Raw genomic sequence first — 12,521 nt, 5'->3', positions numbered from 1 at the left:
TTTGCCTATATTTCGCTTCGTAACTTGGAGAACACCGCAAGGTCAATATATCTGCCTTTCTCGAACTCATGCTGTCGAAGTACGCCTTCCTTCTGAAAACCAAGCTTGTGTAACAGGCGAATTGACGCCTCGTTCTCCGGTTCGACCTTCGCTTCGATCTTATTGAGCTGCAAGCTCATGAATCCAAAATGCAGCACAGCATGAGCCACTTCCGTCATCACACCCCGGCCCCAGAAAGAGGAGCACAAGTCGTATCCGATCTCAGCACGGTTATGTACATCTTCATAGTTCAGGAACCCACAGGTTCCGATCACTTTACGAGTTTCACGGTCTTCAATCATCCAGCGTAAACCCGTGTGTTCCTTAAAAATCTTCGTATACCAGTTCATCTCCCCCTGTGCATCCTCGACGGATTCAAAGGGAGTGAATGGCATATATTGAACCACAGCTTCATCGGAATATAACGCGAGCAGATCATGGCTGTCCCCAGCCTCTGCCGACCGGAGGATGAATCGTTCTGTCTGAATTAATGGAAATAGATCAAAACTGAATTGTTCACTCATGCTTGGTCTCCTTTGCAACATTCATTGTAGAAGTCCATTTTACTATTAATATGTTCTATTAACATCTCTCTCTCCTCTATAAGCTGTTCTATTGACTATTATTAGTGGGGAGACTACATTATGCTTTAGAAGATTAACATGGGAAATAGACTAGGAGGCGGAACCGTGACCAGATCATCATATGACGTTATTATTGTAGGAGCCGGCTCCATGGGCATGAGTGCAGGTTATTATCTATCGCGCAGTGGATGCAAAGTTTTACTAATAGACGCCTTCGACCCTCCGCATACGGAAGGAAGCCATCACGGAGATACGAGACTGATGCGCCATGTTTACAGTGGTGGGCCTGACTATATGGCCATGGCACTGCTTGCGCAGAAGTTATGGCATGAGCTGGAGGAAACGACTGGCGATCCACTGTTTGTTCCTTCAGGTGTATTGAATGTGGTCGATCCGGAGATTCATTCCTTCCGCAACCGATTGAACCATGCAGATGATGCCGGCATACGGTATGAAACATTGCACGCAGCCGAGATGATGAAGCGCTGGCCAGGTATTACAATACCTGAACATTACGAGGGCATGTATGAGCCTGATGCGGGTTATCTGTATAGTGAACCTTGTATTCGTGCCTATCGCAAGGCAGCCGAAGCTCATGGTGCCACCTTGTTAACGTACACTCGTGTGGAGCATATTGAATACGGACCACATGCCGTCACAGTTCAGACTTCAGGTGGTGAGACATACCATGCGAATCAAATCATCCTGAGCGCGGGTGCCTGGTTTCAGACGTTACAACCTTTCGTGAATCTCCCGATCCAGGCTGTACGTAAAACGGTTGGGTGGTTTGATGCACCCGAAGCCATGTATGGCGAGGCAAACTTCCCCGGTTTTACACTGGCAGGAAAAGAAGGTACATATTATGGATTTCCAAGCATGGGCGGATCAGGTCTGAAGATGGGTCGTCATGATACGGGTCAGGTGTGGACACCAGGAAGTACAATGGCTCCTTTTGGTACGGAAGAAACGGACGAGGGTGATCTGCGCACGCTGCTCGAACTTCATATGCCGCAGGCTGCTGGAGAATTGAAACGGGGTAGTGTGTGCAAGTATGAATTCACTTCGGATGAAGATTTTATTATCGACCGTCACCCTGCCCATGAACGTGTGTGGCTCGCAGGCGGTTTCTCTGGTCATGGCTTCAAGTTCGCCAGTGCCATTGGGCAAATATTATCCGACTTGGTGCAAACGGGGTACACGGATCAGGATATCAGCAGGTTCGCCCTATCCCGTTTTCGTTAAGTACAAGCCAGGTAGATGAACACATGTATGTATAAAATAGCTACTTTCCTTGAGGGTGCAGTGTTGCTTAGAGCACTGCACCTCCAAGAAAGAAGGACACGTAATAACGTTTAATTCATGCCCACTTACACTAATTCACTTTGACGAGTCTCCATTGCTGATTGGCTCCGCCATTGTCGGCCCACTGAATCGTGGAGGCACCTGCGGTCAGAGACCCTTGATTGATGTCCACTGTCAGGCCGCTGTTACGATTCGCAAGTACCACATACCCTCCCACATCAATCGGCAGCCATTGCTGATTGTTGCCCCCGTTATCCTGCCACTGAATCAGAGCGGCTCCGCCTTGTGTGGAACTTGAATTCACGTCTAACAAGAGCCCGCTGCCCACATTGCGGATGTTGTAATATCCGTTTCCTGCCGACTCCAGCTTCCATTGCTGATTGGCTGCTCCATTATCATTCCACTGAATGATCGTTGCCCCACCCGTAGAAGAAGCACCGTTAACATCAAGTGCAAGTCCACTGTTACGGTTGATTAATTTGTAGATGGCCCCTGTCTCATATCCTGTACCACCATTATAAGATGCACCGGAAATGACGTAGGTTGTAACCGAGTTAGCCTTGGCCGTAGCGGTAAAGGTTTTGTTTTGTACCGAAATATTCGTCAGTTGCTGCAACTTCTCCGTTGAAGAAGTCCGATAGACCTGAGCAGACGTGCCTGTGTTCGTAAAACGACTGAGATCATAGGTCACTGTAGTATCCGTTGATTCCGAATTGGTTGTGACCAATACAACTTTGCCCGAAACTGCATCATAGGCTGCAAGGGTATTGGCATCACTCATGCCGATAATCTTGTATCCAGGACGAATAAATTTGCTGTAATTGCCCATGACATAATATTTTTGATTTACGGTGTAGCTGGTCGTTTGCGTATTGTTCAACACATTCTTGAAAAATCCCCATCCTTCTGCACTATCCACGGCTTGCCAATACACCCAGCCACTTGCACCCATATTGCGAATATCCTTGAGAATGGTCCGTGACATCGTAAGTCCACTTGCATCCCCATCTCCATATTCCGAGGTCCACAGATGTTTGCCCGAAGACGTCGCCGTGTTGCGTAAAGCCGTGCGATTGCTTCCGCCATACGTATGGGTGTTGATCTGGGTGATTGCTGATTTCACCGCACTGCTGTAGCTGTTAAACGATACATTCGTATCATCGATGCTGTATTCTTCCGGTGCGCTCAGCTTTGTGGATAGGCCCTTCGCATTCAACGAAGCTTGTACCTGACTCAGAATGGTATTCTGATCCGCCCGGTCAAAGTGCATGCCCTCCTGGTCATTGCCCTGCTTCCACCACGTCGAGATCGGTTCATTCAGTGGAGTTACGCTATCAAATGTGATCCCCCAGTTATCCCGAAAATGCTTCACAACCTCGGCTAAGTAATCCGCAAAGTCATCATAGTAATCTGGCTTGAGGTTATTCCCACCATTCGCCGAACCGGACACATTACCACTGATCGTCATCCAGTACGGTGCAGAATTCGCAAAAGCTTCGATGACATTCACGCCTTGAGCTTTGGCAGCTTGCAGCATATATCGTTGGTTTGCATCTGCATTCCAGTCATACACGCCGGGAGAAGGCTGGTAACCAGGAACGGCTTTGCGATATTCAAGGATATTGGATGATGGATTATCCCCGCCTCCAATGTTGTACCGCAGGATGTTTAGCCCCAGTCCGGTATTTGCGTTGAACATTTTCTCCACATACTCATCCCGATTGGAATATTCTCCAACCACTTTGCCCCACCACGCGAGGGATGTCCCCCATCCTTCCATCGTCTGATATTGCTTCGACGGATCGGCAACAGCCGTGTAGGCTCCTGCAGCAGATACCTCTGTGCCCAGACCCAAACTGCCTGTTAGCAGACTTCCTGCCAGCAGCAGCGAGCTCATTCGTTTTAACCACTTCATCCGCTTCACTCCTTGTGATTTACACTTGCACTCCGATGTCAGAACAACTTTCCGATCACTGTTATCCCCAGATTTTAATTATTCTTTGTAAGGGGAAAATCCGGGGATAAACGCGCACGCTTCGCTTCTTCAAGTTATTTCTGACCTCTCCGTTATCGTGTAAATGTATAGTTTAACTTATCAAAAGAACACCCATTATGGTGCAACCTCTCGGAAGCTCGCGTCTGACTTATCGAGTGCAGTAACGACAGCTTCCAACTTCAGTACATTATTGTAATGTCTCAGATACAGGTTCGGGTTACTAAACGAGGCATACGATGTCAAACTGGCGTTAGCAAGTCCATTGACACGTTTGAACGTCGCGTCATTTCGGAACGTAGCACTGCCATCATTTTTCACGAGTGTAATGTTGCCATTATTATTGCGCAGGAAATAACCCGGATAATTCATGGACTCAAATGAAATGCCCGTTGCATTCGACAGCCCGGGAACGATACGAAACTGTGCATCCTCTACCGGACTAACACTTGCATCAATCCGTGCCTGATAGTTGTAATGACGAATGAAGCTGCCCGGTACATTGAATGACTCCAGCTTGCGGATATCGCCCGGTTGTCCAGACTCTTTCAATACGGTCATATGCCGGACGAGTCCGGTAAGACCCGCAATCTCCTGCTTGGCACCCCAAGTCTGGAAGTTGTCAGCAGAGTCGCTGTAATAATATTTTTGTGCCGCATAGCCGTCAAAGTAGATTCGCCATGAACCATTATCCAGCTGAACTAGCGCAGGGCCTTCTACCCAAGATCCCCAACCTGCCCAATCTCCTTTACCTTTAAAGGTGTAGGGACCCGTTAGCGAAGTGGATGTCGCATATTCAATGTATTTGGTGGTCTCGTTCTTGGTAAAAGCATGATAGGTTGAGCCTGTCTTCACGATAAAAGTGTCGATATAATTGGGAGCAATACCTGCCAGTTCAGTAGGTGCAGACCATGAGGTAGACGCTAGATTCCTGCCAGAAGCTGTGAGTACATAAGGTTTGAAATTCTCATAGTTGCCTGGGGAGAGGGACACGATAATGTTCAGACTGCCGTTGCTGTCTTTGAACCATTCCGGTGCCCAAGTGTGTGCAATTGTGGTAGGTGAGGATAAGGTAATGTTACGGACAAATGTCCAGTTCACCTTATCCGGGCTGGAGGCGATGCCGATGGTATTCCCTGACCAATTCGTGGTGTAAACGATGTAGTATAGCCCATCTGTGTGCTTCATGATGCTGGGATCGCGGATCAGATCGGCCGGAGGTGTATAGGCTGGCCCTTTCAGCAAACCATAATGAGTCGCATTATACGATTCATAGATGTACATATTGGACTCACTTGTGTTCGTAAAGGCTGATATCGTATAGACACTTGTTGCTGCTATGGCTGTATTGGGGAATAACATTGTTACTAGAAGTAATGTTCCGAGCAGCAGGATCATTCCGGCTTTGAAACCGCTGAATCCTCTTGCTGTGTCTTGCCTCTTCGTTAACATCAGGTCATCTCCTTATCCTTGATTGAATGGAAAATGAATTAGACTTAACGTTTCTTACAGCCGAATTAAACGTTTCTTAGAGTCATCCATATATAAGCCTACCTTACGACTAGCTGTTCCAATTCCAATTACATGAAGCATCACTCCCTTCACAGATCATGGATGAACAATCACCAATTATGTAAACGGTTACAAATACTAAAGCTACAAATGTTGTCTATGCTCCTTGTACATAGCTGATCACCACAGTTCCCCCATTCCCTTAGTCCAATTCACTCCCCAGACTGAATTCGAAGACTCATGAACCCGGGGTATCACGATTACGGAAATGAGGTGGTATGACTGTGGTAAAAGGTTAACTTTTGCGTTATGTGATGCTACTTCACAACAACCCACGGATAACGGGATGGCATATCGAACAGGAATCGTACCCGTTCTGGCGTTCTGCCTTCTTCATCGAACAAAAGCAATTCATTCTCTTCTTGTAGCCAGGCTACTGGAACTTTGTAATCCTCTTGCGGGCCAATCTGCCAGTAACGACCCAAATGATGTCCGTTCAGGTGAATGGTGCCTTTGCTCATCCCCGTCAGACGAAGCATCAAATTCACTTTATAGTGCTCGGCAATAGTAGGCATATTGAAACGCCAGCGATACCAGACGGGCTGACCGTACGAGTCTTGTGCTCGAATGGTACCGGATGTGGAATGAGCCTTCTCGCTCACCGTAACACTTGATATCCCATCGTCCGAAGCAGGGGCCACCAGATTGGCAGTACAATTGCCACTTTCGGCGTTACCAGGATGTGTCGCTTGTTGGAAAGCCTCGGATCTCTCCCATTGTTGCGGAAGTAACGCTTCTGTCCCTGCCATACGCCAGTCCTTCAGCTCTCCCTGACTCGGATACGTGATCAGTTCCAGTCGATTCAGTGATGAACGGCTATACGGCATTTCCAGTGTATTCGTCTCTCCGGGCTTGATATACAGGGAAATATCTAACGTCTGGAAGGCAAACCAATCCTGATATCCCTCCATCGGAACTTCGATGCCATTGATACGAAGACCTTTGCTCAAGGCACCCACGAGGATCGCCCGATCCATACCATCCAGCTTAAAACTTCTGCTGAGAAGTGGTGCTCCATGTATAGCGTTCACCTCATCGAGATGCACAAGTCCACTCTCCATATGCCAATTCCGACGAATATCCTGAACCTGGCCACCCAGATACACCGCACCAGTCAGACCTTTGCTCTCACCCAAATATGGAGAGAAGTTCAATCTGCCCATATGCTGCACCAGAATCTGAAGTGTATTCTTCCCTTGGGCCACCTGCAATTGCACACCTGCTGCCCCTACCTGACGCACTAATGCCTGCTGAACACCATTAACGATGATGCTGGCAGTATCCTGGATATCCGGCAAAATGAGGTTAGTTGCCCCTTCGATCGGACTCTCCAAATCACATTCGTACAATAGATAGCCAAAATCTTGTCCATATCGGGAAAAGTCTTCCGGCTGTCCACTCGCTGAGCGTTGCTTGGCAGTTAACGTAATACGTGACAGCTCAGGAGAATCAGACAACTTTGGCTCACTCGGCAGTGTCCTTGGAAGTTGCTGCTGTGCTCCTGTAGAGGACGCCTGGCTGGCATAGAACTCGTGACCTGTTAACGTTCGTTCTCCATCTGTCCAGTCACCAAGCAGGGTGATTGTACGATCCGAATCCGTGATCATGCCCTTGACCTGACCAGATGGCAACACGTCCACGTCATCGAAGCCGATCACATAACGTAGTCCCTTCTGATCTGTTGCTTCCAATCGCCATGTTCGATTCATCATCTCTTGATCCAGAATGACCAAACGAATGGGTGTGCCGTTTGCTTCCAGTTGGATCATTCCCGGCTCTTGGAAATGAAACAGATCCAGGCGGTGTACGTTCCTTGCTGGATCATGCTCGACCAGTACTTGCACCGAACTGTCCAAGACGTTCAAGTCCACGGCTTCCAGTTCAACTATGGAACGCTGCCCTGCTGGGGCCACAATAAACAGGGTCAATGTTCCATTTATCATTTCATTGCCCGTAATCATCGTACCCGCAGTCAGGTATACCTGATCAGCAATCTGTACTTGATCCAGCAATGGAACAATCTGTCCCGGATTCAGCGATACGGGAAGAGTCCGGCCTTCTTCCAAAGTAATGTGCATCGTCTCGCGTTCATCCTTGTGACTTTCCAGGAACCAAATCTTCTGGTTGTCCGCCTGTCTGCCTCGTACAGATAGGCCTTCAGGATGACGTACAACGATCTGTTCTGATGGAATCTCCTCTGTTTCCATCAGAAGGTCCCCGAAAGCATGGACGAAATAAGACAGATTCTTGGTTACCGCATATTTCGGTGTCACCCGTCCATATTCATTCAGCGGTGCATCATAGTCATAAGATGTAATCATGAAGATATCACTGCTACCCATCGTCCTGCCGCCATATCCGCCAAAATTGGTGCCGCCGTAGAACATGTAATGGCTGATTCCGGTATACCCGGCACGCAGAATCTCCATGATGCGTCTCTCCAGCAAAGGCGCCGTCTTCTGAATGGCTGAAGGCCCTCCCCAATTCTCAAACCATCCGGTCCAGAATTCCGTGACCATCTTCGGGGTGTCCGGCTGTTTGACTCTGAGTTTCTCATAATGCCCATCAGCACCGGACCAGAAATTTGCACCTTCAATCGTGCCTTCCGCCCCGCCAACGCAAGTGATCAGCGTAGAATCGATGCCACGTTGTAATAATCCATCCCTAAGTGTATTCATATGGTCACTTGCAGCGACGTCATCCATCAGATACCCGTATTCATTCTCCACCTGAACCAGAATGACCGTGCCCCCAGCAGATAGCTCGCGTTCCCGAATGATGGGCACAAGCCGGTCAAAATACAGATTCACATAGTGCAGGTACGTCTCATTATTTTCCCGGAATTTCACGCCGTCCTTCGTACCCAGCCAGTATGGAAAACCGCCAAAATCCCATTCCGCACAGATAAACGGACCCGGACGTGCAATGACCCACATATCCAGTTCTGCGCACAGATCCAGAAATGCTCCGCAATCGTTGTCCCCTTCAAAGGACCACTGCCCTTCCTCCGGTTCATGCACGTTCCAAGCAAAGTAAGTGTCGATGCAGTTCATGCCTGCCAGCTTCGCCTTCAACAGAACCTCACGCCATTCCTCCCTCGGCATACGGAAGTAATGGATCGTGGCACTGTTCAGAAATATACGCTCTCCGTTCAGGAAAAAACTGCGTGCATCGTATGTTAGTTCAGATTGAACATTGTTCTCAGCCCTGGCGGTGCTCTTCTCCTGTTCCTGCAGCAAAAGGGATGCTTTCTCTGTCAAAGATATCCCCTCCTTCTCTTTATTTATATAAATTGAACTAAAGATTATTTACACTGCACACTTCGATGACAGAACAACCTTCCGATCGCTGTTATCCCCAGATTTTTTTTGATTCCCTTTTCCTCAAAGGGAAAATCCGGTGATAGCGTATGCTTCCGATGTAGCTTTCTTGCAGAAAGCTTGTAGGCGACCGCTTCGCTTCTTCAAGTTTTTTCTGTCCCCTCCGTTTGGTATAACTGTTTAGTTGAATTTATATAGTTTCATATGTCCTATAACTCTTTTAAAATATAAGGCGAACCAAATCCGTAAAACTAAAAGACAATCTACACCAGCACTCAGATGACCTAACAACCTTCTGATCGCTGTTATTACTTCGCCTGCAACGTCACGCCTTCCAGTACAACGGTTGTAATGGAGTTGTCGGCCGTAGGCACTTCAAGTCCGTTGGCATACACCGGAATGTCTTCAAGTTGCTCCATATTTCGCTCTGGTGAAGTCTGGTACACCTGAGCGGTGAATGATTTTTCATACGCATACCCTTCCAGTTCAAATGCCGTCGTACCCGCTGACAACTCATTGCGAATGACCAACACCAGTCTTTGACGTTCTGCGTCATAGGCAGCCAACGTGCGACCATCATCCGTTGGAATAATCGTTGCACCAGGACGAATGAACTTCGTAAACTGGGCCATGCCGTAATACTGTTTGGTCATCTCGTACTGCTCTTCTCCGTTAAAATTGGCGTGGATGAACCCCCAATTATTATTGGCCCCTTCATCTTCAACGGCCTGCCAGTATACCCAAGCGGAAGGCTGCATGATTTTCAGATCAAACATGATGCGCTCTGCGAGTTCCTGTACTGAGGTCATGTCTTCATGACTGTGCGGCTCGCTGCCGCCTGTTCCGTACTCGGACATCCACAGCTTCTTGCCATGGCGTTCTGCCAATGTGCGCAGCTCTTCCATTTTGCTACCATTATAGGAGTGGGTATTGATCTGCTCGATTACGTCCAGCGTGTCCTGATCGTAAAGGTTGAAATTGAACACCGTCTCATCAATGCTGTTATCGTCTGCGGCACTAATGACAGTTCCATCCAGTCCTTTGCTCTTCAACGATGCAGCGACTTTCTTGATAATCTCGGCCTGTTTCTCATTGGTAAAATGACTGCCTTCCTGCATATTGCCTTTCTTCCACCAGTCGGAGGAAGGTTCATTGAGCGGATTCAATGTGCGGAAGGTGATCCCCCACTCGTCCCGATAATGCTTCACGACTTCGGTCAGATAATCGGCAAACGCATCATACTGATCATCACGCAGATTATTGCTGCCATCCACGGCTCCAGTAACCGATCCACTGATCGTCATCCAGTAAGGTGGTGAATTGGAGAATGCTTCGGCAATGTTCACCCCGCGTTCCATCGATCCCTGTAATACCGCACGCTGGCCTGCATCGGCCTCCCAGTCCCACTCTCCAGGTTCAGGCTGGAAGCCGGGCACGTCCCCGCCGGGACGAAGGGCTTTCATCTCCGGATTTTCCTCACCGCCTATATTGTAACGGACGATGTTCAGACCTAATCCTTTCTCCGGGTCAAAGACCAGGTCCATCACTTCACTAACCTTCGCCTGATCCTTCCACAATCCGAGATCGTTGGCCCACCAGGCAAGTGACGTGCCCCAACCTTCAAAATGATCATAAGACTGATCCAGTTTCAAACGTACCGGTTCCTCTTGGAATACAAGTGTTTTGGATGATTCATTGGCAAAATGATTGATAACAATTCCTCCTCCTGCCAGCAGGGCAATCAGGGCAACCCCCATGAGGATATAACTCCGTTTGCTTCTGCTGCGTTGTTCTTTATGCGCCATGGGCTAAACAATCCTTTCTCCATGTACGTTGGATGACTCCGTTGACCTTGAATGTTAGATCGAAAACACACACTACAGGCATCATCTGTGTTACTTGATTCCACTGCTTCCGCCGCTAATGTTGGCCTCATAGACATAACGCTGTCCGAACAGATAGACCAGCACCATCGGAATGGTGAGGAACAGGGAAGCGATCATGACAAGGTTCCAAGGCGGCATCTGTCCGCCACCTACCGTAGTCAGCAGCTGAACCCCGAGTGCCAGCGGCATTTTCTCCGGATCATTGATATAGATGAGCGGCCCCATGAAGTTGCCCCAGTTATAGGAAAACGAGAAGATCGCAATGGCAGCAAGTATCGGGTAAGTCAGTGGCATGATAATCTTCCAGTAGATTCCCGGGTGTCCCATACCATCGATCATGGCGGCTTCATCGAGTGATTTGGGGATACTCATGACAAACTGTCGAATCAGGAATACGTTGAACGCCCCGGCGAAGAAACTCGGTACGATCAGTGGGTAAAATGTATTAATCCAGTCCAGATGACGGAAGATGATGAACTGCGGCACCATCGTCACCTCACCCGGAATCATCATCGTACTGAGCAACACAATAAACAGGAACCGGCTGCCTTTTGCCTTGATTCTGGCAAAACCGTAGGACACGATTGAAGCTGACAATACCGATCCAACAATCGTAAAGATGGTAATAATGACTGAGTTTTTCAAATACGTTCCGAGATTGTTATTCGTGAAAATCGTATAAAAGTTCGACCACTGGAACTCCATTGGAACGAAGGTAAAAGCTGATTTGACGGTTGTTGCGTCACTGGCCAGTGCAATGGAGATCATGTACAGGAAAGGTGAAGCAAGCAGCACCCCGACCAGAATCAGAAAAATATAGGAGATCGTCTTCTCCACAGTCGATGGATTACTCATTGGCTTTTCCCTCCTCGTAGTGCACCCATAGCGCCGATGAACGGAATACAACCAGTGTCAACGCCATGATGATGATGAATAGTACCCAGGCAATCGCTGATGCATATCCCATTTTGTAGAATTGGAATGCATTCTGGAACAGGTAAGGCACGACCATCTGACTTGAATTATCAGGTCCCCCTGCAGTGACGATGAAGACCTGCGCGAAGGTCTGGAGCGCCCCGATCATCCCGGTTACGAGATTGAAGAAAATGACGGGTGTCAACATTGGGAATGTAATATGGAAGAACGACTGTGTACTCTTCGCTCCATCAATGGCAGCGGCTTCATACAGCTCCTGCGGAATGCCTTTCATGCCTGCAAGCAGCAATACCACACCACCACCCACACCCCATAAGGACATGAGAATCAGTGCAGGCTTAACCCAGTTGGGATCAAGAAGCCAGGCTGGACCCTGAATACCGAAGATCGCAAGTGCCTGGTTGATCAATCCTTCCGTCGGCGCAAGCAGGTGGATGAAGAGCAATGAACTCGCAACCACCGGAACGACGGAAGGGAGGTAGAACAGAATACGGAAGAAGGTAATCCCTTTAATTTTCTTGTTCAGGTAGTATGCAATCCAGAGTGAGATCGACATGCCCAGCGGAATGGATATCAGTGCATAGAAGAAGGTATTGCCGACGGATTTCCAGAAGATCGGGTCATCAGTCAATAGCGTTTTGTAATTGTCGATACCTATGAATTCAGGGGACTGGAACAGATCCCAATTCGTGAAGCTCATATAGATGGAAAACAGGATCGGACCGAGGGTCAGCCCCAGAAACCCGATCAGCCAAGGCGAGATGAAGATGTAGAACCATTTCCCGTCCTTTTTTCTCACGTTAAGCCCTCCCATGACGCAGAGAGCAGATGGAACCCGCATTCACGCCGATTCCACCTGTCCTGCTGTCGCTGCTATTTGTGCATGTTC

General features: G+C 48.4%; 8 protein-coding genes. 1 reads left to right on the top strand and 7 read right to left on the bottom strand.

From position 1 onward, the window contains the following. Positions 1–5: 5 nt before the first annotated feature. Positions 6–563 (bottom strand): GNAT family N-acetyltransferase, encoded by a 558-nt coding sequence (locus ACTHPG_RS15200; RefSeq protein WP_440390430.1) that lies wholly within the window; start codon positions 561–563, stop codon positions 6–8. Between the two features lie 165 nt (positions 564–728). On the opposite strand from ACTHPG_RS15200, the gene solA reads away from it, so the two are divergent. Continuing rightward, on the top strand, positions 729–1,865 hold the full coding sequence (gene solA, locus ACTHPG_RS15195) for an N-methyl-L-tryptophan oxidase (RefSeq protein ID WP_440390429.1): 1,137 nt from the start codon (positions 729–731) through the stop codon (positions 1,863–1,865). A gap of 130 nt (positions 1,866–1,995) precedes the next feature. On the opposite strand, the gene ACTHPG_RS15190 is transcribed toward solA, so the two are convergent. From ACTHPG_RS15190 to ACTHPG_RS15165, 6 genes are all read right to left on the bottom strand, one after another. After that, positions 1,996–3,840: an RICIN domain-containing protein gene (locus tag ACTHPG_RS15190; protein ID WP_440390428.1), complete on the bottom strand. Its 1,845-nt coding sequence runs from the start codon at positions 3,838–3,840 to the stop codon at positions 1,996–1,998. 195 nt (positions 3,841–4,035) lie between these two features. After that, positions 4,036–5,370 (bottom strand): AbfB domain-containing protein, encoded by a 1,335-nt coding sequence (locus ACTHPG_RS15185; RefSeq protein WP_440390427.1) that lies wholly within the window; start codon positions 5,368–5,370, stop codon positions 4,036–4,038. 377 nt (positions 5,371–5,747) lie between these two features. Then, positions 5,748–8,750 carry a beta-galactosidase gene (locus ACTHPG_RS15180; RefSeq protein WP_440390426.1) on the bottom strand — a complete coding sequence of 1,001 codons (3,003 nt, stop codon included), beginning with the start codon at positions 8,748–8,750 and terminating at the stop codon, positions 5,748–5,750. A 368-nt stretch (positions 8,751–9,118) separates the two neighbouring features. Continuing rightward, the gene (locus ACTHPG_RS15175; RefSeq protein ID WP_440390425.1) at positions 9,119–10,615 is read right to left on the bottom strand and encodes a glycoside hydrolase family 30 protein; all 1,497 of its coding nucleotides are present in this window, start codon (positions 10,613–10,615) and stop codon (positions 9,119–9,121) included. A 90-nt stretch (positions 10,616–10,705) separates the two neighbouring features. Further along, positions 10,706–11,551 (bottom strand): carbohydrate ABC transporter permease, encoded by an 846-nt coding sequence (locus ACTHPG_RS15170; protein WP_036617294.1) that lies wholly within the window; start codon positions 11,549–11,551, stop codon positions 10,706–10,708. Then, on the bottom strand, positions 11,544–12,431 hold the full coding sequence (locus ACTHPG_RS15165; protein WP_036668619.1) for a carbohydrate ABC transporter permease: 888 nt from the start codon (positions 12,429–12,431) through the stop codon (positions 11,544–11,546). The genes ACTHPG_RS15170 and ACTHPG_RS15165 overlap by 8 nt, the downstream gene beginning before the upstream one ends. Positions 12,432–12,521: the final 90 nt, after the last annotated feature.

This window comes from Paenibacillus sp. SAF-068 (assembly GCF_051967555.1).
Classification (GTDB): Bacteria; Bacillota; Bacilli; order Paenibacillales; family Paenibacillaceae; genus Paenibacillus.
Note: the sequence above shows the minus strand (reverse complement) of the source record. Positions and strands in the feature narration are given on the sequence as shown.

Excerpts from the sequence above, each read along its gene's own strand:
- ACTHPG_RS15200 (WP_440390430.1), bottom strand. The coding sequence starts at position 563 with ATGAGTGAACAATTCAGTTTTGATCTATTTCCATTAATTCAGACAGAA.
- ACTHPG_RS15190 (WP_440390428.1), bottom strand. The coding sequence starts at position 3,840 with ATGAAGTGGTTAAAACGAATGAGCTCGCTGCTGCTGGCAGGAAGTCTG.
- ACTHPG_RS15185 (WP_440390427.1), bottom strand. The coding sequence starts at position 5,370 with ATGTTAACGAAGAGGCAAGACACAGCAAGAGGATTCAGCGGTTTCAAA.
- ACTHPG_RS15175 (WP_440390425.1), bottom strand. The coding sequence starts at position 10,615 with ATGGCGCATAAAGAACAACGCAGCAGAAGCAAACGGAGTTATATCCTC.
- ACTHPG_RS15170 (WP_036617294.1), bottom strand. The coding sequence starts at position 11,551 with ATGAGTAATCCATCGACTGTGGAGAAGACGATCTCCTATATTTTTCTG.